At 46.1% G+C, this 24,502-nt stretch carries 28 protein-coding genes; 21 read left to right on the top strand and 7 right to left on the bottom strand.

Annotated features, from left to right (window positions below; genetic code table 11):
* The first annotated feature begins 58 nt into the window (after positions 1–58).
* Positions 59–373, top strand: a complete 315-nt coding sequence (locus N7387_RS03655) for a helix-turn-helix transcriptional regulator (protein WP_262860167.1) — start codon at positions 59–61, stop codon at positions 371–373.
* 45 nt (positions 374–418) lie between these two features.
* Here N7387_RS03655 and N7387_RS03650 read toward each other — a convergent pair whose 3' ends face one another.
* The 7 genes from N7387_RS03650 to N7387_RS03620 are packed head-to-tail and all read right to left on the bottom strand — an operon-like array spanning position 419 to position 4,431.
* Positions 419–835, bottom strand: coding sequence for a hypothetical protein (locus N7387_RS03650; protein ID WP_262881855.1), 417 nt, complete (start codon positions 833–835; stop codon positions 419–421).
* A gap of 5 nt (positions 836–840) precedes the next feature.
* Complete coding sequence (locus N7387_RS03645) at positions 841–1,458, bottom strand: hypothetical protein (protein ID WP_279796984.1); 618 nt, start codon at positions 1,456–1,458, stop codon at positions 841–843.
* The gene (locus tag N7387_RS03640) at positions 1,439–2,002 is read right to left on the bottom strand and encodes a hypothetical protein (RefSeq protein ID WP_279796982.1); all 564 of its coding nucleotides are present in this window, start codon (positions 2,000–2,002) and stop codon (positions 1,439–1,441) included. Before N7387_RS03640 ends, N7387_RS03645 begins: the two co-directional genes overlap by 20 nt.
* Entirely contained in the window at positions 1,999–2,733 is a 735-nt protein-coding gene (gene sctJ / locus N7387_RS03635; RefSeq protein WP_279796980.1) for a type III secretion inner membrane ring lipoprotein SctJ, read from the bottom strand. The genes N7387_RS03640 and sctJ overlap by 4 nt, the downstream gene beginning before the upstream one ends.
* Positions 2,733–3,041 (bottom strand): hypothetical protein, encoded by a 309-nt coding sequence (locus tag N7387_RS03630; RefSeq protein WP_247709314.1) that lies wholly within the window; start codon positions 3,039–3,041, stop codon positions 2,733–2,735. Before N7387_RS03630 ends, sctJ begins: the two co-directional genes overlap by 1 nt.
* Before the next feature lie 56 nt (positions 3,042–3,097).
* Positions 3,098–3,361: a hypothetical protein gene (locus tag N7387_RS03625; RefSeq protein WP_279796976.1), complete on the bottom strand. Its 264-nt coding sequence runs from the start codon at positions 3,359–3,361 to the stop codon at positions 3,098–3,100.
* An 8-nt stretch (positions 3,362–3,369) separates the two neighbouring features.
* Positions 3,370–4,431, bottom strand: a complete 1,062-nt coding sequence (locus N7387_RS03620; protein WP_279796974.1) for a hypothetical protein — start codon at positions 4,429–4,431, stop codon at positions 3,370–3,372.
* 374 nt (positions 4,432–4,805) lie between these two features.
* Here N7387_RS03620 and N7387_RS03615 point away from each other — a divergent pair, with 374 nt between their 5' ends.
* From N7387_RS03615 to N7387_RS03520, 20 genes are all read left to right on the top strand, one after another.
* Positions 4,806–5,276: a helix-turn-helix domain-containing protein gene (locus tag N7387_RS03615; protein ID WP_279796972.1), complete on the top strand. Its 471-nt coding sequence runs from the start codon at positions 4,806–4,808 to the stop codon at positions 5,274–5,276.
* Complete coding sequence (gene sctC, locus N7387_RS03610; protein ID WP_279796971.1) at positions 5,260–6,885, top strand: type III secretion system outer membrane ring subunit SctC; 1,626 nt, start codon at positions 5,260–5,262, stop codon at positions 6,883–6,885. Before N7387_RS03615 ends, sctC begins: the two co-directional genes overlap by 17 nt.
* A gap of 1 nt (position 6,886) precedes the next feature.
* Positions 6,887–7,939 (top strand): type III secretion system gatekeeper subunit SctW, encoded by a 1,053-nt coding sequence (gene sctW / locus N7387_RS03605; protein ID WP_279796969.1) that lies wholly within the window; start codon positions 6,887–6,889, stop codon positions 7,937–7,939.
* Between the two features lie 22 nt (positions 7,940–7,961).
* A complete protein-coding gene (locus N7387_RS03600; protein ID WP_279796968.1) occupies positions 7,962–10,022 on the top strand; it encodes an EscV/YscV/HrcV family type III secretion system export apparatus protein in 2,061 nt (686 codons plus the stop codon).
* Between the two features lie 22 nt (positions 10,023–10,044).
* The gene (locus N7387_RS03595; protein WP_279796966.1) at positions 10,045–10,455 is read left to right on the top strand and encodes a Type III secretion system protein BsaR; all 411 of its coding nucleotides are present in this window, start codon (positions 10,045–10,047) and stop codon (positions 10,453–10,455) included.
* A 2-nt stretch (positions 10,456–10,457) separates the two neighbouring features.
* The gene (sctN, locus tag N7387_RS03590; protein ID WP_279796965.1) at positions 10,458–11,750 is read left to right on the top strand and encodes a type III secretion system ATPase SctN; all 1,293 of its coding nucleotides are present in this window, start codon (positions 10,458–10,460) and stop codon (positions 11,748–11,750) included.
* Positions 11,731–12,111: a hypothetical protein gene (locus tag N7387_RS03585; RefSeq protein WP_279796963.1), complete on the top strand. Its 381-nt coding sequence runs from the start codon at positions 11,731–11,733 to the stop codon at positions 12,109–12,111. Before sctN ends, N7387_RS03585 begins: the two co-directional genes overlap by 20 nt.
* Positions 12,112–12,536: 425 nt before the next feature.
* On the top strand, positions 12,537–13,094 hold the full coding sequence (locus N7387_RS03580) for a hypothetical protein (RefSeq protein ID WP_279796961.1): 558 nt from the start codon (positions 12,537–12,539) through the stop codon (positions 13,092–13,094).
* A 211-nt stretch (positions 13,095–13,305) separates the two neighbouring features.
* A complete protein-coding gene (locus N7387_RS03575; RefSeq protein WP_279796959.1) occupies positions 13,306–13,965 on the top strand; it encodes a FliM/FliN family flagellar motor switch protein in 660 nt (219 codons plus the stop codon).
* Complete coding sequence (locus N7387_RS03570; protein ID WP_279796957.1) at positions 13,962–14,624, top strand: EscR/YscR/HrcR family type III secretion system export apparatus protein; 663 nt, start codon at positions 13,962–13,964, stop codon at positions 14,622–14,624. Before N7387_RS03575 ends, N7387_RS03570 begins: the two co-directional genes overlap by 4 nt.
* 1 nt (position 14,625) lies before the next feature.
* Positions 14,626–14,892 carry a type III secretion system export apparatus subunit SctS gene (gene sctS / locus N7387_RS03565; protein ID WP_108656053.1) on the top strand — a complete coding sequence of 89 codons (267 nt, stop codon included), beginning with the start codon at positions 14,626–14,628 and terminating at the stop codon, positions 14,890–14,892.
* A 6-nt stretch (positions 14,893–14,898) separates the two neighbouring features.
* A complete protein-coding gene (gene sctT / locus N7387_RS03560) occupies positions 14,899–15,657 on the top strand; it encodes a type III secretion system export apparatus subunit SctT (RefSeq protein ID WP_279796955.1) in 759 nt (252 codons plus the stop codon).
* Positions 15,650–16,720: an EscU/YscU/HrcU family type III secretion system export apparatus switch protein gene (locus N7387_RS03555; RefSeq protein WP_279796953.1), complete on the top strand. Its 1,071-nt coding sequence runs from the start codon at positions 15,650–15,652 to the stop codon at positions 16,718–16,720. Before sctT ends, N7387_RS03555 begins: the two co-directional genes overlap by 8 nt.
* Positions 16,721–16,803: 83 nt before the next feature.
* Positions 16,804–17,271: a tetratricopeptide repeat protein gene (locus N7387_RS03550; protein ID WP_072868954.1), complete on the top strand. Its 468-nt coding sequence runs from the start codon at positions 16,804–16,806 to the stop codon at positions 17,269–17,271.
* The gene (locus tag N7387_RS03545) at positions 17,268–18,551 is read left to right on the top strand and encodes a hypothetical protein (protein WP_279796949.1); all 1,284 of its coding nucleotides are present in this window, start codon (positions 17,268–17,270) and stop codon (positions 18,549–18,551) included. Before N7387_RS03550 ends, N7387_RS03545 begins: the two co-directional genes overlap by 4 nt.
* 15 nt (positions 18,552–18,566) lie before the next feature.
* A complete protein-coding gene (gene sctE / locus N7387_RS03540) occupies positions 18,567–20,285 on the top strand; it encodes a type III secretion system translocon subunit SctE (protein ID WP_279796947.1) in 1,719 nt (572 codons plus the stop codon).
* Positions 20,286–20,552: 267 nt separating this feature from the next.
* On the top strand, positions 20,553–21,071 hold the full coding sequence (locus N7387_RS03535) for a hypothetical protein (RefSeq protein ID WP_279796945.1): 519 nt from the start codon (positions 20,553–20,555) through the stop codon (positions 21,069–21,071).
* 304 nt (positions 21,072–21,375) lie between these two features.
* The gene (locus N7387_RS03530; protein WP_279796943.1) at positions 21,376–22,650 is read left to right on the top strand and encodes a bifunctional O-acetylhomoserine aminocarboxypropyltransferase/cysteine synthase; all 1,275 of its coding nucleotides are present in this window, start codon (positions 21,376–21,378) and stop codon (positions 22,648–22,650) included.
* Positions 22,651–22,699: 49 nt separating this feature from the next.
* The gene (locus N7387_RS03525; protein ID WP_279796941.1) at positions 22,700–23,503 is read left to right on the top strand and encodes a MetQ/NlpA family ABC transporter substrate-binding protein; all 804 of its coding nucleotides are present in this window, start codon (positions 22,700–22,702) and stop codon (positions 23,501–23,503) included.
* Between the two features lie 382 nt (positions 23,504–23,885).
* Complete coding sequence (locus tag N7387_RS03520; protein WP_262881828.1) at positions 23,886–24,479, top strand: LemA family protein; 594 nt, start codon at positions 23,886–23,888, stop codon at positions 24,477–24,479.
* Positions 24,480–24,502: the final 23 nt, after the last annotated feature.

Below are 24,502 nucleotides of genomic sequence, written 5' to 3'. Positions count from 1 at the left end.
CTTTTAAGTAAATTTACTTAATTGAATTCACGACTTATAGAGAAAATAGGTAGACATTATGGAAACTTCCGACTTTTATGCAGTCTTAGGCCACAGAATCCAATCAAGACGTAAAGAACTCGGGATTGTTACGGTTAAATTAGCGCAAAAACTGAATATCAGTCAGCAACAGTTTAACCGTTATGAGCGCGGTGTCAGTAAAATCAGCCTGCATCATCTTATTGAATTATCTGAATTATTAGATGCATCGGTCGAATGGTTCCTCAGCGGCAGAGCTGAAGCATCAGAACATCCGCATGAACCGCATATTCAGATGCGCTCAAATCAGTTCAGAGCAGAAACGGTATTGCTGAACGGTAAACAATTTATCTAAATCAGGATATTGTTTCTGCTGTTATCAATTCTGATACAACAGACATTATCCGCTAAATACAGTAAGCCAGTCATCTTTGTTATTATTATGGTCAAAATCAGCGGAAAGTACATCCGGTGCTAATCCCAGCTGTTTTTGATTTACCATTCTAAGAAGATATTGTTGGTAAAAGGCATGATAGTTAACAATGTCACCGCCAACCTGGCTTACTGATTTACGTATTTTCGCATCAGAATATTCCGGGTTTTTTGTTAATTTATTTTCAACGGTAATTAATAACGTTATTTTTTCTTTTATATTATTACCGGTATTATATCCATCTGTTCCCACTAACTCGAGTCCGCGATAAATATCTTCCTTTCTATTAAAATTACTGATAAGCCAGTCATGCAATCGTTTGGCTTTCTCATGGTCCCCGCCGGGTTGAATATCCGGCTTTCCGGTGGTCCTGTCTATTTTCATATTTATTATCCTTTTTTGTATAATGATAAATAGCCGCCGGAGATACCCGCCGGGCTATCCGGAACAATACCGCTATTTATTTGTGTGGCTTTTTCACGGGCAAACGTGTCCGGTGTCAGATAAAGTAATTTTTTCCCGGTACGTAATATGATGTTACGGCTGAAATGAAAAGATACCGGCACAGTGAAGTCCGGATACTCAGTCATTCCCTTTTTAAGTTCAGCCGGCAGAATTAATTCACATTCACTCTCTGCGGAAAACTGCTCAACTAATTGGTGAATCAGCGTAAAACGTATTCCGGTGTCATCGAAAAATGCAGATAACTCCGTTTCCAGGCCGGAAATCGCGCCGGCGAGATTTTGATGGATCACTGATTTATATTCATTTATCACCCGTACCATTTCAGGCAGTGCCTGTGTCAGCCCCTGTTGAAAACCGGCATCAAAGCCTGTTTGGCGATGTTGTTCTGCCTTGTCTTCAGCCTGTTTTATCAGGCGGGCAGCATGATGGTTTGCCTGCCGGGTCAGGTTACTGAGACGGCAAAGCGCAGAGACGTGGCGGCGTTTAATCAGTACGCCGTATTTAACATGTAACAGCAGAGGATCAGGCAGTGAACGGCACATAATGCAATACCAGCGGTAAAAGGGAATCGGGCAGGTGCGGCAGACGGATTTCTGCCGGTGATAAGGATGCATCCGTCATCAGCTGAAAGCGCGCCGCCAGCGCGGGGGAAAAAGCGGATAATAATTGCGCCATGGCAATCTGGCCGGGCAGCACCGCAGGGATATCCGGCTGTGCCTGAGCTTGCGGCCATGCCGGTAGCGGCAGTGCCGGGGTCAGAGATAAAAATGCCTGTTGTGATAAATCCGGCACGGTATCATCCGGCAGGTCATAAGCGTGACGGATAAGGCTGTCCAGATAGTGACAGACTACCGGCAGTTGGCTCCAGTGACGCAGCAGCGGGATCGTCAGCGGAGATAACAGATCAAAATCCTGCTCACGCGGCAGCCGGTAGTGATCGATAATGGCCGCATTATACATTCTGCGGTATGACGCAGATTGCGCTGCCGGCGGCAACCCGGCAAATAAGCGGCTGCTGTGCAGATAATCCGCAGGCTGGTACATCACCCGGGCGACGGTGCCTTGTATATCAAACCGGTTATTCATGGTGTTCTGACCTTTTTCCGCATCAGAAATGCCCGTAATTGCCCGCGCCGGACATAACCAGCTGCTATCAGCATGATCCCTGCCGGAAACAGCAGAAAAAACGGGGACACACCGGCGTTCTCCGGTTGCGGAGGCAAATCAATAACCGGTTTCCCGGGATACAGGAGTACAGAAACGGTTTCTTCTGTCAGTCCGTTAAAGGCATTCATCACAAATGTCTGAATATCCTGCGCGAACTGTGTTTCATCCTCAATCCCGGAGTGGTAAATCAGCACCGAGGCACGGGGTGTTTCCGGCTGTTTACGGGGGCTTCCCGGCCCGGACAGCGGATAACTGAGATGAACACGGGCTCCGGTAACCGCATCAAATGACAACAGCGATTGTTCCAGCCGCTGCTCAATGGCAGAAATCAGGCGGGCTTTTTCTGATTGCGGGGAGGCAATCAGTGAATCTGACGGGAAGATCCCGGCAATTTCAATCCGCTCATCAGTGGGCAGATGGTATTCCTGTAAAATATGAATAGCGTGACGGCTCTGTTCTTCCGGTACGGAAATGGTGAACAACCCCTTTCCCTGCGGCGTCTTCACTGCCTGAATCTGATGTTTATGCAGCGCGGCCAGCACTTCATTAGACTGACGCTGATTCAGCGATGACAGAATCGTTCCCTCTTTACAGCCGCTGAGCAGCAGGCTTATCCCGCTTATTATTAATATAAACATTATCTTGTGCATCACTGACCCTTAATGACGGTATCGGCGGCATTCAGGGTCAGATGCAGCATACGGGAATAAAAACTGATCTCCGTATGCCATTTGGCCATCACGGCCTGGTTTTCCAGCATCATCATGACATCGTTGGTGTCTGTGGTTGTTTGCCCTGTGCTCAGTGCCTGTGTTTTCCGGCGCAGGTCTTTTTTTGCGGTTCCGGGTAATACGATATTCTGATAAGCCGCCTGCTCCCGGCCGCTGAGATCAGTCAGTAACTCCGTGATCCCGGTGATCGTTGTGACAGGTAAAGTCCGGTTAAATGATGACATCATAAAATCCTTTTTATGGTTAATGGCAGGCAGGTAACCTGCCATTTTTACGTTATAAATCAGCGCATATTGCCGATCGGTGTTGACAGGTTTTCTTTATGCTGGCGAATCATCGCTGAGAGCGCAGTACATTTAATATTCAGCGATGAAGTACAGGCCTGCAATATCGCCAGGTCATAGGCATTGGCCGTGTCTTTATTGCCTGACTGTAAATTATTCATCAGCGCATTCAGTTTTACATTGTCTTCATGAATCGGTGATTTGAATTGCTTCGTCAGAGTGGTAAATGTTATTGCATCATTTTTATTTGCTATATCAGGCATAAATGTCCTTATTCATTATCAGAGGTGAATTTTGTGTGGTTATCAGACAGGTGAATATAATTTACTGTGCCATATAGGCCGGGATAAATGTTGTGGGGCATACTTTCCCTGTACTGTACCAGTGTATTTCCGGGGGCTGAGAATATCGTGGTATTGATATCCTTAATAATAGTCTCTGTTTCCTTGTCTCTCCTTTTAGCTGCGTAAATCCAAATGGTATTTCCTGATTTTTTTACAGAGTACCGGATTGAGTGCTGACCGAACCGGTTATTTATTAATTTAACAATATCACTGAATGATAATGTCCTGACAGTAATGTCCTCTCTGAACTCATCAGGAAGATTGAAGGTTTCAGGGATAACTATCTTATTCATTTGATATATATAAATGATTTCTTTTCTTTTATTAAAATCAGGCATGATGATAATATCATCTTTATCTATCTTTATGCTTGTTTTATTAACCTCAAAAATAGTATAGCCCGGTAGTTCTTTTTTCAGCCCGGCAATATCGTTTCCGGGGGATGAGAAAACAAGGATATTATTGTCTTTTATAATATATTCATTGTTATTTATATAGCTGCGTATAATATTTTCATAACTTATCGTATGGTTTTTTGTCTCTGTTCTGCTTTGGTTTTTCAGGAGTATCAATCCTGCTGTCAGCAGGAGCGATAACATCAGTACAACATAAAAACAGGCGGGTCCGGAGAACCTGCTGCGGCGTGTTCCGGCCTTTTTTGTCACAGACAGAATGCTTTTATGCCAGGTATCCTGCTGTTCTTTTACAGCGAAAAAAGGTATTCCCTGATAAGAAAATAATGCGTTATAGCCGATGTCTGTCGTGATAGTTTCATTGCTGTGAGTAGTACAGGAAACACTATAATACTCTTCATGCAATTCGGCCTCGATACGCTGTAATGATGAATCCGGTACCGGGAGGGACAAGGGGATCAGTGCGTCACCGGATCCAACACTATCGGTATTGTTAATATGATATTTACCGGAAGGTAATGTGATTTCTTTTCCGGATGAATCTCCCATTGTTATTATGTCGTATAATTTTATCATCAATTGTTCCTGGTTATGATTATATGTGTGGAATAATTTTGATTTATCCTTTTCGCCATTTTTTTAAATGGTGGTGAGTTTTATAAAAAAATGGTAGTAAAAAATAGTGTTATATTTTAAATTCACTGATAAATTTTAGTTTGTTCAATGATTGTTTAACGTTATACACGTATTTGTTATATATTCGGATGAAAAGGATGATGTGAAATCATATGGAAAAGATGAGTCGGATATATATTTATAATGATATATATAATACAGATGGATGTAAAAAAAGTGATCGGGTTGATTGCTGTTTTCCGCTGTCAAAATGTATAAAACTATTGGCTTTTATAGACTGTCATTATCATTTACCGCAAAAAGATAATGACGAAATGACGGATAATGCAATCTGTCAGAATGATGAAGTAATTTTTTCTGTTCAGGGTGAGGCTGATAATCCGGAATACCGGGTTGTCTGTGAGATGCTGAACGAAAACAGCGAAATAAAAACATTTTTGAATTCACTGCGTCACTCAGAACATTACTGGCTGGTAAAGCATCTGATCAGCGCTGCCGATTGTAAAAACAGCAATATCCGCGATATCAGTCAGCGCTACGGGTTATCCGGCACTCATTTCAGACGTTTGTGTCAGCGTTATATCGGCAATCAGAGTAAATACCAGTTGCGGCACTGGCGCGGCGTGGCCTCGGTGCTGGATATTCTGGTAGAAGAGCACTCACTGACCCGTATCGCGGCAGATAACGGCTACTGCTCGGCTTCGCATTTCTCAAATGAAATCAAACTATTATTTGGCATGTCTCCCCGGAAAATAAGGAATTTAAATCATGCGGTTAAAAAATAGCGCCGGGGGACTGTTTGGTCTTATTCTTTGTCTGCTTTCTCTGCCGCTCATGGCGGAGCAAACAGTGTTATACGAAAAAAAACCACCGCGTCAGGAGCAGTATGTGGCGAAAGAAACACGGCTGGATCATTTTTTTGATGCGCTGGCCGGAAAGCTGGATGTCATGATGATTTCGTCGGACGCGGTGAAAAAGAAGAAGATTTCCGGCACCTTTGATTTATCCGACCCGCAGGCCGCACTGTCACAGATGCTGAAAACGATGGCACTGGTGTCATACCGGGAAAACCGCACCCTCTATATTTACAGCAGCAATGAGATTGAATCATCGATGCTGACGCTGAATGCCATCACCCGCCATGAACTGACGGCTTTTCTGAAACAAACCGGGTTGTTTGACGCGCAATATCCGCTGACATCCGATCGTCAGCAGCGGATTTTATATGTCACTGCGCCCCCGCGCTATCTGACGCTTATCCGTTCTGCGGTGGATGCACTTGAGGCTCAGTACAGTGTGCAGGAACAGGGGATTTCACCGGAGGATGAGCATATTCAGTTGGTTAAGCTGGAAAACAGTTTTGTGCAGGACCGCGAAATCACGTCGCGGGGAAAAAGTCTGGTATTGCCGGGGGTGGCGTCAGCATTGCGGGAGTTACTGGACTCAGGGCCGGCGGCAAAAACCGGACTGGTGCCGCAGGATGCAGAACAGGGCGATATTCAGCCGGCTGAAACCGTCTGGCTGGGCGGTGAGCGGGTGCGGATTGTGCCGTTACAGGGGGAAAACAGCCTGTTGTTAAAAGGGAGCCGCAATGCCCTGCACTTAATCAATCAACTGATAAAGCAACTGGATGTTGCCAAACCGCAGATCGAATTATCATTGTGGATTATTGATGTATCAAAAAACGAAGCTGACCAACTGGGGATCAACTGGCAGGCCGATTACGGTACCGGAAAAATGAAGGTGTCATTTAATCTCAGTGAGCTTAACCAGTTCACCGGTTTTTCCTTCTTCAGCAAAATCAGGGCATTGTCTGCGAAAGGGCAGGCCAATATGGTCTCCCGGCCGATTATCCTGACTCAGGATAACACCCCGGCGGTTTTTGATAATAACACCACGTTTTACAGTAAGTTACAGGGAGAGCGCACATCATCCCTGGAAAGCATTACTTATGGTACAAAAGTGAGTGTGACGCCGCGGATCGCCAATCAGCGGAAATCCGTGGAGATGATTATCGAGCTTGAAGATGGCGCACAGAAAAAGGACGCTGACGGAGCAGGCGGAGAAGACGCATTGCCGGTGATTAACCGCACCAATATCAGCACGATAGCCAGGGTTGCTCAGGGCAATACACTGCTGATTGGCGGGTACACGCGGGAAAACAGCCACCGCCATAATGACAAAATTCCGCTGCTGGGCGATATTCCGCTGGCAGGCCGGTTGTTTCAGTTTGAATCAGTAAAGACAGAAAAAATGGTCCGGCTTTTTCTGTTACAACCCCGTATTCTGCAACAGGATTTTTTCAGCGACACAGAAATTACCGGTCATATTCCGTTTAATCATGAGAATAAACAAGGTATTAAGATGATGCAGACACTGAAACAGGGCTATTGATATGATCAATAGCGTATCCGGCGCAGCGGCGTTCCGTCCGTCAGCAGCACCACAAAAACAGGCGGGTGATGTGGCGGCGGAGCAGCGCCCGGCGGAAAATCAGGCAGAAAATCATGCCGAACAGATGATGGATGTGATGGATGACATGGCGATGGCGCTGTCACAGTTTAACCGGCGGCAGTACGGCAAAGATGACAATATCAGTCAGTTACCGGCGTCAGAGCAAAAAAACAGTGCGGAGGGGACAGAGACAATACTGGATCGGGTTGTGCAGTGGTTTGCGGCTTGCGGACGTTCTGTCCGTGAGTTTCTCGATTATGTGCGCAACCTGTTTCCGGACCCCAGTGATTATGTTATGGCACTGCGTTCCTTATTGCGTAAGTTGCCGTTTTCGGCGGAAGAAGCGGCTGAAATTGATGCGGAAATTGAGCAGTTACTTCATGGTGAGTTTGCGCAGGAAACGCGGGCCGGAATCAATATCGCACTGAAAATCCGCCTGCACGCACCGGTGACACAACTGGATTGCGCACAGCTGAGAATGGTGTACCGCAGCTACATCAGCTGGAAATTCGATATTTTGTATTTGTGGAAAGTGTGGCTGGAGCAGTACCGGAAAAGCCGGGTCAGAAGCCTGCTGAATTATGTCCGCGACTCGCTGGTGTGTGATATGGCGGCGGCGCTGCCCAGTTGCAGTCATCACAGTGAGTTCGGGGAGTTGACCGCCCGGTTGCATACCCTGAATCAGCTTATTTCCCTGAATGATATGTTTCATCAGAAAATTTCTTCTCTGAATTGTACAGAACCGGTACTGGCGGATGAGCCCCGGCTGAACCAGTTACTGATTTCCGGGCTCGGTGACGCAGAGGCATTTCAGACGGAAACCGAATCGTTGCTGGCGGCGGCAGAAGATGACAAAAACAGGCCGCTTATTTTACAGCGCCTGATTGTGATTTTTGGTGAGATACCGGATGTTCTTTTTTTGCAGGAAGCAGGGAAAGAGCAGGTGGTTTCTTTTCTGAAAGCCCTTATGAGCAAAACTATTAATATCTTATAACTTTCACCGGCAATGGATTGCTATGCTGACAACTTTTATCAATGCAGTGAAAAGCAGGCCGGAGATCGCGGTACTGCTGATTATGGTGATGGTCATTGCCATGCTGATCATTCCGCTGCCGAAAATGCTGGTCGATTTTCTCATCGGGCTGAACATCGTCATTTCTATCCTGATGTTACTGCTCTCTTTCTATATCACCCGGATTCTGGGATTTACCTCTTTTCCGGCACTTCTGCTGATCACCACGCTGTTCCGGTTGGCATTGTCGATCAGCACCAGCCGCCTGATCCTGCTGGATGCGGACGCCGGGAATATCATTCAGTCATTTGGTGAATTTGTTATCGGCGAAAATATTGTGGTGGGTTTTGTTATTTTCGCCATTGTCACCGTGGTGCAGTTTATTGTTATCACCAAGGGCTCGGAGCGGGTGGCGGAAGTGGCGGCACGTTTCTCTCTTGACGGTATGCCCGGCAAACAGATGAGTATTGATGCCGATCTGAAATCCGGCCTGATTGATAACGAAGAAGTGCGTAAACGCCGTAAAGAGCTGGAGCAGGAGAGCCAGATGTACGGCGCGTTTGACGGTGCGATGAAGTTTATCAAAGGGGATGCGATCGCCGGTATTGTCATCATTTTTGTGAATTTTGCCGGTGGAATCGGCATTGGTGTGGCGCAAATGTCGATGCCGTTCAGTGAGGCACTCAGCACTTACACGTTGCTGACGATCGGAGATGGCCTGGTGGCGCAGATCCCGGCGCTGCTGATTGCTATCAGTGCCGGGTTTATCGTCACCCGGGTCAGCGGTACCAATCAAAATTTAGGGGCCAATATTGTCAGTGAGCTGTTTTCCCACGACTTTACCCTGATTGTCACCGCGATACTGGCACTGTGTATGGGGATGCTGCCGGGATTTCCGGCGGGTGTTTTCGGCCTGCTGGCGGCCGGACTGATGTTGTTTTACGGAATGCGGCTCAGACAAAATAAGCAGAAGCAGACCTCTGATCCGGCACAAACCCGCACTGACACTCTTTCTCAGGCAGTATCTGTGTCGTCTGCGGATGATTTTTCGCCGCGCGGGCTGACGGCGGAAAATAACGAAGCTATTCCGCTTATCATCACACTTCATCACCGTTATCAGGTGTTGTTTGAAAAACAAAACATGACAGCGTGGCTGCAGGAGGAGTTTGCCTTCCGTTACGGTTTCTTTTTGCCCGCTGTCATTATCAATTACAGCCGCGAAATACCGGAACATAAAGCCGTGGTGTTAATCAATGAAATTCAATCCGGGGTTATTTACAGCTATCCGGATCGCTGTCGGATCACTGAAATCAATGGTGCTCTTGATTCACTGAATATTGAATCTGAGAGTATTGATCAGGAAGGCGGGGAAAAAACGATCTGGACGGATAAAAAGCACGATGAAGCCTGCCGGGCCGCCGGCATGGAGACAGAACACGGTATTACGGTATTTTTCAGCGAATTCAGCCGGATAATGACACAAAATATTCAGGAACTGCTGGGCATTCAGGAAACCAAAACGCTGCTGGATAATGTGGAAAATAAATATCCGGAACTGCTGAAAGAGTGTTACCGCTATTTATCTGTGCAGAGAATTGCCGATGTTTTTCAGCGGCTTATTGCTGAGCAGATATCCATCCGTAACATCAAAATTATTCTCGGCGCGCTGGTGCAGTGGGGTCAGAAAGAAAAAGATCCGCTGGTACTGGTTGAGCATGTCCGCAGCCAGCTTGCCCGTTATATTTCAGCACATTTTGCCTGTAATCAGGTATTGCAGGCGGTTGTGTTGTCAAACCCGCTGGAGGAGATGATCCGTCAGGGGGTCCGCCAGTCAGCGGGCGGCACATTTATTAATCTCGAACCGGCACAGCTGGATCATTTTTATGATGCGCTGGCGCTGGTCATGACACCGCTGCACCACCGGCGGGATATCGTGTTACTGACGGCCATGGATGTCCGTCGTTTTGTCCGGAAACTGACTGAAATGCACTATCCGGGAATAGCGGTGCTGTCATTTTCTGAAATTGTCCCGTCGGCACAGGTGTCGGTGATTGATTCTGTTTAATGTCATAAAAAGGAAACTGAAGATGGATCTTGCAACACTGGTAACAGAAGGAATGAAACTGATCGGACGCGGGGATTTGGTGCCGGAAGGCAGTTCTCTTGATAATCACTCAACCATTTCATTATCGCTGGGTGAACAGCAGGTGATTCATATTGCGGTGGTGGATGAATATCCGGTTATCTGGGCACCGCTGCCGGCGGATTTACCGGCATTGCTGCCGGAGGTCAAAGGCGGATTGCTGGATATTCTGACAGAAGAACCGGCTGCACTGTTTTATCCGGGTTCACCGGCACTGCGTCAGACGGATAACGGCGCAGAGCTGGTCGGCTGCTTCAGTCACAGTGCAGTGAGTGATGCGGAATCCTTTGTACAGGCGCTGGATCAGTTTGTCCGCCTCAGTCAGCAGTGTCATACGCTGATCCTCAGAGGCTGATCATGCTGGCGGCACTGCTTAGTCAGCGGGCATTTCCGGTGCATATCCGCGGGTATTACCTGGAAGCCCCGCTGCCGGATGTTTTTATCGGGGAAATTTGCTTGTTATGGCAGGATCTCACCTGTCGTGTCCTGCTCGGACGTGCTCAGGTGGTGGGGTTTAATGAACACTACACCCTGCTGAGCCTGATCGGGCAGGCAACCGGACTGACGCTGACAACAGTTATCGCGCCGACAGGCCGTGCAGTAACACCGACATTCACACCGCAGATCCCGGGCTCGGTGATTGATCCGTCCGGTAATATCCTGGCCCGTCTGAGTGAGATAACACAGCAGGATAACCGGACTATCACCCGCCCTGTCTGCGCGCAAGCGCCGGATGTGCTCTCCCGGCAGCGCATCACGGAGGTTCTGCCGACCGGTGTGAAAGCCATTGATGCCCTGCTGACCTGCGGAAAAGGTCAGCGGCTGGGGATCTTTGCCGGTGCAGGCTGCGGTAAAACGGTGCTGATGAATATGCTGATTGCGCATGCACAAGCCGATATTTTTGTGATAGCGCTGATTGGTGAGCGCGGCCGGGAAGTGACGGAACTGATTGATGAACTGCGCAACAGCCCGCAGGCCGCTAAGTGTATCCTGGTCTGCTCCACCTCTGATAAACCGGCTGTTGATCGCTGTAATGCGGCACTGGTGGCAACGTCACTGGCGGAATATTACCGTGATGAAGGGAAAGAGGTGGTGCTGTTTGTTGACTCTCTGACCCGCTACGGGCGGGCACTGCGGGATGTGGCGCTCAGTGCCGGGGAAGTTCCTGTCCGGCTGGGGTATCCGGCATCGGTATTTGAGCAGTTACCGGCACTGCTGGAGCGCCCCGGGGCGACAAAAAGCGGGGTGATTACGGCTTTTTATACTGTACTGCTTGACAGTGAAAATGAGCCGGACGGCTTCGGTGATGAAGTGCGTTCCATTCTCGACGGGCATATTTACCTCTCCCGGCGGCTGGCGATGCAGAATCACTATCCGGCGATCGATATCCCGGCCAGTATCAGCCGTGTGATGTCGCAGATTGTTTCACCACCGCATTTGTCGGCAGCAGGGCGTTTCCGGGCACTGCTGGCGAAACAGAATGAGCTGAAACTGCTGGTGGAGCTCGGGGAATATAAACCCGGACTGAATGCGGAGAGTGATAAAGCCGTTGAGCTCACTTTGCCGATGCGCCATTTTTTGTGTCAGTCACCGGCGGAATCCGTTGCGGCGGATGAAACAGGCAGGTTACTTGAACAGCTCACGCAATGAATTACAGCAACTGATCGCACACTTCAGCCTGAAAGAGCGCTGTGTACAGGCCGCACTGGCACAACTGCATCAGCGCTATCGGCAGGAACAGGAAAATAAAGAGAAACTGCTGTTGTTAATCAAAGGATTAGAACAGCAAATTCATGAGTTTGAATGCTGCGGATTATTATCTTATATCGCGTTGAATGAACGTCGCCGTAAACAGGCAATATATCGTAAACAAATCCCGGATATCCGCGTCCGGGTGGATGAGTCATCCCTTTTGCTGGCGAAAATCGCAGATGATATCGATAAAAGTAATAAAACGATAAACAATCTGAAGAAGAAAGTTATTAAGTTTGAACAATACAGCAAGCGATAAATTTGTTTTATAAATATAAACGAGGAGCCATGGTGAATATTGAATGTTATTACAGTGCGCCTGAGTCCGGCTTTTGTACGGAGAGGGTGAATAAACAGGTGGCCGATTTATTGTCAGTGATGATAAAAAGAAAAGAAAAAAGGCAGTGTGATAATGATTTTTTGGCAATCTGCTCATCTATTCAATATTATGATGATAAATATTACAGTGATGATTTATTATGTTTTATTCCGGGGATGAAAGACGGTGGTTATCATCTCTGTGGCAAAAATGATACTATTTTGACTTTATTTTCATCAGCAAAAAATATAAAAAATACAACATGCCGGAATACGATCCCTGACTATTTTTTATGTAAAAATCCGGCAGATAAACGCCCTGATGCGCATCCGGAAAATGTGACTTCTGCAAAAGAACCCAAAAGTATGGCAGCAGAAAGGAGTACGGCAGAAAACATCCGGGAATCCGCAGACACACCGGCGGCAGAATACATGCCGGTGGCAGAATACACACCGGGAACAGAAAACATCCCGGAGGCAGAAAGCATGCCGGAGGCAGAAAGCATGCCGGAGGCAGAAAACATCCCGGAGGCAGAAAGCATGCCGGAGGCAGAAAGCATCCCGGAGACAGAAAGCATGCCGACAGCCGATATGACACCGGCATTACCGGAATATCCGGTTTTCCGGCTTTCCGGGGGCACACCGGAGAAAAAGAGTCTCACGTTACAGTATTATGAGCAGGAAAAGGGGGCGCAGGAAAAAAACGCTCAGGTTATCGGCTATACCGGAAAAAATCAGGCTGCCCCTGAAAGTGGCAGACCTGATTATTATTGTTCTTATCATTTCAGGCAGAAATATCAGCCACCTGAACCGGTGTTTATTTACCGGGAAAAGCCGGGGCGATTTAAACTGGAAGCCGGTTCAGAAACGCTTAGCCGGCGACTGAAAACGATAAATGGAATTGATGGTGTTGATATAGTATAAACGGAAAAAAATAAATGTATTATGATGCATGTCAGGCAATGGATTACCTGAGTTGTTACCTTCCGGAAAAAAAGAGATTAATGGGCGTGTCATTCATTGTCATCTGATTAATACACAGAATACATTGGATGTTTTAATTGATGTTGAATCTCTTCTTCATTATCTGATTGGGGAAAATACCATTCCGTGGGAAATTATTCCGGAACATTATTTGTCTGAACTGATTAATGAACATAAAAAAGCGATCAGGCTGCCTTTCTTTTCACCGGAATGTTATTTCCCTGAACTTTGTACCGTCATTCCGGCGGCGAATATCACACGCAGGCTTGCATTCAGCGGGAACGGTATTGATTTCTGTCTGATCGGGGCAAAAGGCAGGTTTGATATTACCGGCATGCCGTTGACAGCAGATTTTTCTGTTCCGGTGAATGCCGGCATTTATATGGGTTCAACCCGGACATTTACCGGTGTGATTCAGCAAATCAATGAAGGCGATATCTTTTTCATTACACAAAACCAGCGGTTTCTGAGAGCAGGAGGCTATTTTCAGATGACACTGAAGCAGGAGCAGGACGAGACAGTTATCACTGAACGGGGAATAGTTCCGGAAGCGCCGGTAACCCCGCCGGAAACCACCCTTTTTGACAGTCGCAGAGTGCCGGTTCAGGTGGATTTTTTGCAGTACCGCAGGGTGTTTCCGCTATCAGAACTGATGGCGCTGCAACCGGGCGATAAACTGGCGCTGCCGGCGGCGGATCATCACCTGATCACGCTGGAAATCAGCGGGCAGCGTTTTGCACAGGGGGAACTGGTGCGTATCGGGGAGCAATACGCCGTGGAAATTCATCATATCTTTCAGAAGGGTAAATGATGACTGACAGCGCTGTTTCAATGATGCTGATGCTGGCAGCGGCATCGGTTCTGCCGTTTATTCTGGCGGCGGGAACCTGCTACCTTAAATTTTCCATTGTCTTTGTGATGGTGCGCAACGCCCTGGGAGTGCAGCAGGTGCCGTCAAATATGGTGCTCAATGCGGTTGCGTTTATTCTGGCAATGGTGGTGATGTTCCCCCTGGTCAGTCAAACCTATGCCTATGTTGCCGAAAATCCGGTGGAATTATCTCAGCCGGAATCAGTGTCGCGTTTTGCGGATGAAGGCTTACAGGATTACCGGGACTATCTGTTCCGTTATGCGGACAAGCCCCTTCTGCATTTTTTTGCGCAAACCGGCGTTGATGAAGACGCCGATCCGGAACTGACGGATGCCCGTGATATTGCATTTTTCCCTTTGCTGGCAGCCTATGCGCTGGGGGAAATTAAATCCGCATTTTTGATCAGCTTCTACCTCTATCTGCCGTTTATCGAGATCGATCTTGTGGTATCCAGTGTTCTGCTGGCGCTGGGGATGATGATGATGAGTCCGGTGACGCTCTCGGTGCCGATTAAACTGATCTTATTTATTGCTTTGGATGGCTGGTCGTTGTTATCGACCAGTCTGGTCTCTCAGTATCTCGATCTGATGGATATTTAACATGGATGCTATTTATGCTGCAGATAAAGGAATTTATCTGGTGATTATGTTATCGCTGCTGCCGGTGAGTGTGGCGACTGTCGTGGGGCTGACCGTCGGCCTGCTGCAAACCGTCACACAAATCCAGGAGCAGACATTGCCCTTCGGGCTGAAGCTGATCGCCGTGTTTGTCTGTATCTTAATGCAGCTTACCTGGCTGGGGGATTCGATGCTCAGTTATGCCCGCGAAATGTTCTCACTGGCGCTCAGCGCAACGGCGGCAGGTTAATCCACGGTGCCGTTATTCTCCTGGGCTCATGAGCTGTTTCAGGGCGCATTGCTCAGCAGTGTGCGGTTATTTGCGGCGTTCGCTTTCCTGCCGTTTCTGAATGATAAATTTATCCTCAGTCGTACCACACGGGGTATTATCGTCTTTCTCACGGCTCTGTGCCTCAGCGGAAATGAACACGGCCCGGCAGAATTTTCGGTGGTCAGCATACTGAGTGAAATGATTACCGGCACGGTGATGGGGTTGGTTTACAGTACACCGTTTTTTATTTTTGCTGCTTTCGGTGAATATATCGATAACCAGCGCGGTGCGAATATCAGTGATACCGCTGACCCGACAACCGGCACGGATGCATCTCCGTTCTCTACCTTTATGAACTTGTTTTCGGTCTCTTTTTTTCTGCTCAATGACGGCCTGGTGTTACTGATGGCGTCTGTTCAGGATAGTTTTCGTTTGTTGCCGCCGGGCACATTACTGACGGAAATCCATTATGCACCGCTGTTTCACTGGCTGACAAACAGCCTGTCGCTCTCTTTGCTGTTCTGTATGCCGGTACTGATTATCTTATTCATTTCTGAGGTCAGCCTGGGCATTCTGGCATTGTATAATTCGCAGCTTAATCCGTTTTCACTGTCGCTTTCAATAAAGAGCATTATTGCCTTTCTGCTGACGCTGCTGCTGTTTCGCAGCACAACGGTAACGGATGTTACGCTGCTGTTTGATACATTCCCTGTCACACAATTTCTGAGGGGGAACGATGGCTGAAAAAACCGAAAAACCCACCAGTAAAAAACTGAAGGATGAATCGAAAAAAGGGAATGCATTCAAATATAAAGAACTGCTCTCCACGACCGGTTATGCGGCGGGTATCGCATACCTGCTTTATGTTGCCGACTGGACCGCATTCTCCCGTTTTTATCAGACGGTATTACGCAATGTGAACCATCTGTCTCTCTCTGTTTATATACAGATGTTATCGGATATCTTTTTTCAGATGGTGTTACCGCTGATTATATTATGCGGCGTGAGTGTCAGCTTTATTTCCCTGATGCAGACCCGTTTTGCTATCGCAACGGAAGCGATTAAATTTGATTTAAAGAAAATTGATCCCATCGCCGGATTTAAACGGATCTTTACCAAAAAATCGCTGAAAAATCTGGTCAAAGCCCTGATCTCACTTATTGTATATTTATCGGCGGGCTATGTATTTATATCGCTGTATACCGGTGATATTTATCAGTTAATGACATCACCTTTTTCTGACGCCGGTAACGGTTTTTTGTATTTCACCGGCCGCTATATCGCTATTTTTATTCTGATGCTGATGCCATTACTGGTGATTGATTACATCGTTGAATATTTTTTCTTTTTTAATGACATGAAGATGGAAAAGCATGAAGTTAAACAGGAGCATAAAAACAGTGAGGGGAATCAGGAGATAAAATCTGCCCGTAAACAGCAGCACCGGGAATTGCTGAATGCGGAAACCAAAGCGCTGATAAAGAACTCGGATGTGGTGGTGGTTAACCCGACACACATTGCCGTCGCTATCTATCTTGACCCGGAAAATGGCGTTATGCCGCTGATTACAGTAAAAGAGAAGGGCACATATGCACTGGCGGTCCGCCGCTATGCTGAAAAGCACAGGGTGCCGGTAGCCCGGGATATCCGCCTGGCGCGGACGCTATTCCGGAAATACCATGTCTTTGACACCATAATTGATGATGAACTGGATAAGTTTCTCGATCTTTTATTGTGGCTGAATGACGCAGAGCAGGCGGCTCTCGCTGATACTGAACAACAGCACATGCATCAGCAGGGTGACTGAGGCGCATTTTATGAAAGTGATTATCAGTGGCGTCAGATAGTATTGTCTGACTTGATAATCGGATATTATTAAGGAAAACTATTATGGATGATAGTATTAATTCAGATATAAAGTCGCTTATGGAGCAAATTTTTTCTTACCTGGAAAATGGCTCATTTTCTGATCTTTTTAAAAATAATAAAGAGCATGATTTCAGTAATGTTTATTCTCTGGCCTGTGATTATTATGATAAAGGATTGATTGAGCAGGCTGAAAAAATTTTCCGATCTTTGTGCCTTTACGATTTCAGCAATATTGATTATTTACTCGGGCTGGCAGCGGTAAAGCAGGTTCAGAAACAATATCAGAAAGCAATTAATCTCTATTCTTTGGCTATCAGTCTGAATGAAGATAATGCATCCTGTTATTTTTACATTGGCCAGTGTTATTTGTTTTCCGGGGAGAAAGATTTGGCAATGTCGGGTTTCAGGCAATGTATCTCAATGGCATGCAATGAAAATGAAAGAGAGCAATCATTACATTATATATCAATGTTGGAGAGTGAGCGATGAATGTAAATAACTATTATAATTTTTTACCTGTGGCACAGGATACACATTCTCAGGTTTCCGGAATGCAAGAAAAATTGCAGTTGGCGGAGGTGTCAACTGATAGTGAATTGCTTTCATATTTCTATAATGAATTAAATAACATAAGTGTAATTTTGTCAAATCCGGCAACAACAGAAGAACAAGCACTCCAAGAGCTGGGTAAATATAATGAATTAATAAAAAGACCCGAATTTTCAAAACTCATGTTATCTCATGAAAGTGAAGCTTCACATAAAATAAAAGATATACAAGAATCTATGGAGTATTATTTTTTAAAAAAAGAGATGGTCACCTTTGGTTATTTTGTTGACAAAATGGATGTTGCATCTAAGTATGGACATGATTTAAGTGTTAAATGTTACCGGGATGGATTTAGTCAGTATACGGAATTTTATAAAACACTGTCGAAATTACTAAGCTCGTATGGTGAGTATTCTGCCGGTGTAATAGATGACGGTAAAAAAACAAAGTTCAGACAAAATGCATTTTACTATGATCTGCATATGGCATTAATGAAATTTTATCCCGTGACAGGTGACTTAAAAAACGATGCGGGAAAAGATTGCTCAATATATAAAGGGCGATTTGAAATAGATACAAAGAATGGGGTAAATAACTGTTCAATTTATGTTGATGGCGAACTCATTGATTCTAATGTTATTTATAGTGATGCTATAAAAAAAATGGAATATTTCTTTTCCGTAATGAGAAAACCGGTATCAGGCACCGGGGTAATAAAAAAAATAAATACAGAAACAGATCGTGATGGCAATCTGGTAAAGATAACCGGAATGGTTGACGTTATGGTAATGCCCGAGGCATTATTCAGATGGCTTGATTTTTCTATCAAAAAAGAAGATTTTGATGAAATAAATTCTTTTTTTGATCAGTCAATGGATAAATTAAAAAAGTTTAATAATATTAATGATGACTACTCATCGGTATCTTCTTTGTATGAGGATGCATTAAAAAAAACCAGTGATTACTTTAATGATAAATTAAATAACAGTTATTTTAAAACAGCCGTATCAGGAAGAAATGAAGAGTGGAATTTAGATCAGGGGAAAATTAATTCCTATAATACCATTATTGATGGGATTAAGAAAGAACTGCAAATGACCCTTGATGAATTTTCTCAGCGATATAATACGATCAATAGTAATTACGATAATATGCTCAGAGTCATTACCACCATGATCAGCGAACTGACTCAGGAATTAAAAGGTTTTTTACGGATTTAAAATAAAGGTGAATACATGGATGTATCAGGGATTAAATCAGCGCAATTAATCACTTCCGGTGCTTTATCCGGAGAAATAAATGAAACAGAAAAAAGCAAGGTTGTTAACCAATCAGAGGAGATATCTTTGTCTGAAAAAATCGTTGAGGAATTGGGTGAGAGATATAGCCGGGAAAACAGTAAAAAAACAAAGCCACAGCTTAACGGACAGCAGACAGGTAAACAAAATAGCGGTAAAACATCAGCAAAAAGGATGTCAATTAATGAACTGTTTGCCCGGTTATCTGATGACCTTTTGGGTGAGCAGGTTAAAAATTCAGGTATAAATAATAATATTAACAGTAGCATTTTAAAAAATATCTGGTCTCCGCAGCAGGAATCTGAGTTAGATAAAGATATTATAAAGTATTTTAATGTATTATCTGTCAGGGTTAATGATATATCAGAGTATTACTATAATATCATCAATGATAATAATAAAGATTATGACGATATCCGGTTGTTTTTTACCGGAGGTGAAGATGTCAATGTCAGTGATAAAAAAGAATTCCTTGTTCATTTTTACAATAAACTTGGTTTTGGTAATATTCTGAAAATTATGTCAGATAACGTAGGGGACTGCAAAGAAAAAACAAGTTTAATTAAGAAGTTGCTGAATGATATTATCAGTCTGCCAAAAGTAAAAGAACAACAGTGGATAATAGATCCTGATGAATTAGTTTTACTGAAATCAGAGTCAGTACTGTTGCATAATACAGCAGAAACGTTAGCTTCAGCAAGAGATTGCCTGTCTGCAGCACAATCACTGGTCAATATGAATAATAAAAATACGATTGAGTATAATAATTCGCTTGAAGTATTGATGGGGAAACTGGCTGATTTACGTGATCAGATGGCTCAAAAGAAGCTGGAAAATGACCGGGAGTTAGCCCGGGTACAACAGTTGGCATTGCAGACCAAAACAGATAAAGATGCCGCTGATATAGCAGAGAAAATAAAAAAAGCAGAACGGTTGCAGGCCTTGTTTAAATGGCTGGGGCCATTGCTGATTGCCATTATGTCAGTATTAACAGCACTGACCGGCGGATTACTGGCCAAAGCCCTGGCAGCCGTTATTGTTGTGATGACTCTGATCACTGAAGTTGTAAAAGCAGCCGGTGGCCCGGATATTATGGCAAAAATCATGGAGCCGGCGATGAAACTGATAGAATCGGTTCAGAAGTTTATTAAAGATGTTGCTATGTTTATTGGTAAATTAGAAGGAAAATCACCGGAAGAACTGAAAAAGCTGGAAAAAACGATGGAGATTGTCGCTATGGTACTGGCCGTTGTGGCCGTGGCTGCATTATTTATAGCGGCGGCGTCAGCGGTTGGCTCAATTGCGGGAAAAGCTATAGGTAGTTTTGCATCAGAAGCAATGCAGACAGCAATAAAGAGTGCTTTCGCTCAGATACAAACCATACTGATTAATGTCATGATGGTGTCAACATTTATAAATAGCGCCAGTTCTGTTACGAATGCATTATTGCAGGCTGATGCGGCACGGTTGCGGGCAGATATGGATCTTGATTTGGAATTTCTGGACAGAATAACAGAAATGATGAATCAGATAATGGAGACTTTTTCTGAATCACACAAAGAGCTCATCGCGCTAAATGAAAAACTAAGCAAATGCGGTAATGAATCTTTCCAGAGAATGAAATCAATAATACAGCAAGGGCAATTAGCTGTTTAATTTACAAAGGGAATTAAGATGAACATTTCAAATAATAGCGATAATATCAATATTTCATCTTCGGGTTATGTACCTGAGAATGTTGTTATTGTAAAAGAAAAATCGGCACTGCCGGTTAATCAGATTAATCAAAGAATAGTTCAGTCAGTTGCTGATAGTCAATATTTTCAGCAGGAAACGCCGGCCGGTAAAACAGCGGAAGAGGTCATCAGACCATTTTCGCAGCATGTATTACCTGTACTGTTAAATGACTATGATAGTAAACGTATGAATATTATCATTGAATTATGCTATGTTTTGTTGCTTGATGCGATTAATCAGCAGGCGCGACGGAATACGTTAGAAAAGCAGGCTGTGCAGCAGGCAGTACTCTTAAAAGATCTGAAATATAAAGAAGCCGATTATCAGGTTGCAGCGGCGGTTGCCGGGGCGTTTGTATCAGTTGCGGTTGCTGTCGTTGGCGGCAGTATGTCGATTAAAGGGATTGACGCGGCGAATCCTGGCGTATTATCGGCGAAAGGCCTTGCCGGGCAGGCTATATCCGGTTTGTCACAATCTCTCGGGCAGCTTGCTTCCCAGCCGATTGCGGCAATGGGAACCCGGTCGCAGGGGGATGCGGAAGTGGTCCGTGTCAGGAAAGATGTCCTGCTCAACGCCATGTCAACTCATAATAAAGTATCAGATGACCAGAAAGCGTTTCAGAAAAAACTGCTGGATATGCTGACCAGTGAATTGGAGAACCGCAAAAGTACAACGCAGAATCTGCTTAATAATATGAAGATCTGATTTTGCCCCGCGATAGACCAAAGCCGCTTCTGACAGCGGCTTTGATATTGCTGACAAAGCAGGATAAAACGTGGTTTTCCCTGCTTTGTGTTATCGGTCGTCGCCAACCCCTGCGGGTTTGTCAACGGCCTGAGCCGGTCAGTGATGACCGTCTTTTTTCATATTTGCTCTCATCATGAAGAAAATTCATCTTGTTTTACCACTTCCGTTTTGATCTCTGCGGGGAATACCGGTATAAGAAAGGAATGTCTAAACGTCTGGACGTCTAAATAAAAATATTCACCTGTGCGGTAAGGAAGAACACATGAAACTTGAAACGCTCTCTGTCCATGCCGGTTACTCACCGGATCCGACCACCAAATCTGTCGCGGTTCCTATCTATCAGACCACATCCTATGCCTTTGATGACACGCAGCACGGCGCGGATCTGTTTGATCTGAAAGTCGCGGGGAATATCTACTCACGCATCATGAACCCGACCAATGATGTGCTGGAGCAGCGCGTGGCAGCACTGGAGGGCGGAGTTGCCGGGCTGGCGGTAGCATCGGGCATGGCGGCGATCACCTATGCTATCCAGACCCTGGCCGGGGTGGGTGACAATATTATCAGTGTCTCCAAACTCTACGGTGGTACGTATAATTTGTTTGCGCATAATTTTCCGCGCATCGGCATCGATGTCCGTTTTGCTGACCATGACGATTTCGCACAACTGGAATCGCTGATTGATGACAATACCAAAGCGGTTTTCTGCGAAACCATTTCCAACCCGGCGGGGCATATCGCGGATATTGAAAAACTGGCGGACATCGCCCACCGCCACGGTGTTCCGCTGATTGTGGATAACACCGTTGCTTCTCCGGCGCTGTGCCGCCCGATTGAGTTTGGTGCGGATATCGTGGTGCATTCACTGACCAAATATATCGGCGGACACGGCTCATCGCTCGGCGGAATTGTTATCGACTCCGGCAAATTCCCGTGGCAGCAACATGCGGAGCGCTTTGCGGTACTGAACACCCCTGATCCTTCCTATCACGGTGTGAACTACAGCGAACACTTCGGTGCGGCGGCATTTATCGCCCGCTGCCGTGTGGCGCCGCTGCGTAATACCGGCGCGGCATTGTCGCCGTTTAACAGCTTCCTGATTTTACAGGGACTTGAAACACTGGCGCTGCGCATGGAGCGCCATACCGAAAACGCCCTGCGTGTGGCGGAATACCTGCAACAACACCCGCAGGTGGCCTGGGTGAAATACGCGGGTCTGGCGGATAGTCCGGAACATGCACTGGCGAAAAAATACGTGAAAGGCACGCCGGCATCCATTATGTCTTTCGGTATCAAAGGCGGGGCAGAAGCAGGAGCGAAGTTTATCGATGCCCTGAAACTGATTGTCCGCCTGGTCAATATCGGTGATGCAAAATCCCTGGCCTGCCATCCGGCGACCACCACTCACCGTCAGCTGAATGAAGCCGAACTGGCCCGTGCCGGGGTATCACAGGACATGATCCGGCTATCTATCGGTATTGAGCACATTGATGACATCCTGGCGGATATCAGTGCGGCACTGGACAGTGCGAAATAATATTATTAGTCAATAAAATATAACCATAACAATATGTTCCGGAGATAGTATGAGAAAAATTATTGTATCGGCACTGCTCGCCTGCACGACATTACTGACGGTGTCCTGCTCGCAGAATGATGATGAAAAACCACTGAAAGTAGCGATTAACACCGGGCCGGATCAGGCTATCTGGGAAGAAGTGGTCAAAGTGGCCAAAGAGAAGCAGGGGCTGGATGTTGATGTTATCGCCTTCAATGACTATGTCCTGCCGAATGAAGCACTGCGCAACAATGATGTGGATGCCAATGCGTTCCAGACCGTGCCGTACTATGAGGCACAAAGCAAAGAACGCGGCTATCAGTTTGAAGTCATTGGTAAAACCTTTATTTTCCCTATAGCGGCATACTCGAAAAAAATCAAATCCGCAGCCGAACTGCCGGACGGCGCAACAGTGGCTATCTCCAACGAAGCCACCACTCTCGGCCGCAGTCTCCTGCTGTTGCAGGCTCAGGGGCTGATTAAACTGAAAGACGGTGTCGGTTATCTGCCGACCACGCTGGATATCATCGAAAATCCGAAGAAACTGAAGTTTGCGGAAATCGATACCCCGCAACTGACACGTACACTGGATGATCCGGATGTGTATCTTTCCATTATCAACAATAACTTCTCATCTCAGGTCGGATTATCCGCCGCCCGTGACGGACTGTTTATGGAAGGTGCAGATTCCCCGTATGTGAACCTGATTGTGGTCAGAGCAGCAGATAAAGACAATGAGAAGCTGAAAAAACTGGTCGCGGCATTCCAGAGTGATGAGGTGCTGAAAAAGGCCGATGAGGTTTATAAGGGCGATGCTGTCCGGGCCTGGTAAATACGCGTCATCCTTCCGCCCATAGCGGCGTTGACTTCGTTCGCCCATCCGGGTCACATACTGATGTATGCTCCCCGGATGTTCTCACTTTGCTGCCTGGCTCTGAGCGGAATGATTTAACGTATACGCGTCATCCTTCCGTCCATAGCCGCGTTGGTCGCACTCAGTGTCCCGGGTCACATACTGATGTATGCTCCCCGTGCCCCTTCATTTGCCGCCTTGCTCTGAACGGAATGATTTAGCGTATTGAGATCTGCAGGCACCGTAATCCCCGGCTCTGTCTGTTTCAGATACCGGAACTCCGGTTTTTACCTTTCATCCTTATCTTGAATCCCCGGCGGATTGCCTGAATAATAGTCGCCACTGAGATAAGGAAAATACGATGAAACAACTGATTATCGGATTACTGGGTGTGGTGGTGCTGGTCGGCGTACTGCTGGTCTCCAATTACAACAGCATCCAGACACAGGACGAAGCGGTGACCGCCTCCGCCTCTGAAATGCTCAACCAGTACAAACGCCGCGCGGATCTGATCCCGAACCTGGTGAAAACCGTGCAGGCTTCCTCTGACTTTGAACGTCAGGTCTTGCAGGATGTGGTGAATGCACGGGCAAAAGTCGGACAGATGAATATCAATGTCACTGACCTGAATGACCCGGCACTGCTCGCCAAATTCCAGCAGGCGCAGACTGAACTCGGCTCCTCGCTCTCCCGTCTGCTGGCAGTATCAGAACGCTATCCGGATCTGAAAAGTAACGCACTCTACAGCGACTTAATGGTACAACTGGAAGGCAGCGAAAACCGGATCGCCGTTGCGCGCGGCCGCTATATCGAAAGCGTCCGTGAATACAACACCACTATCCGGAAATTCCCGGCCGTGATTATTGCAAACTATATGGGATACACCGCTAAACCCAACTTCAGCGTCGAAAACGAAGCAGAAGTCACAACAGTTCCGGATGTGCAGTTTAAATAAATAAAAAGGGATAACCGTTCAGT

Origin of the sequence: Morganella sp. GD04133, from assembly GCF_029835375.1 — a bacterium.
Lineage (GTDB): Bacteria > Pseudomonadota > Gammaproteobacteria > Enterobacterales > Enterobacteriaceae > Morganella > Morganella morganii_B.
Note: the sequence above shows the minus strand (reverse complement) of the source record. Positions and strands in the feature narration are given on the sequence as shown.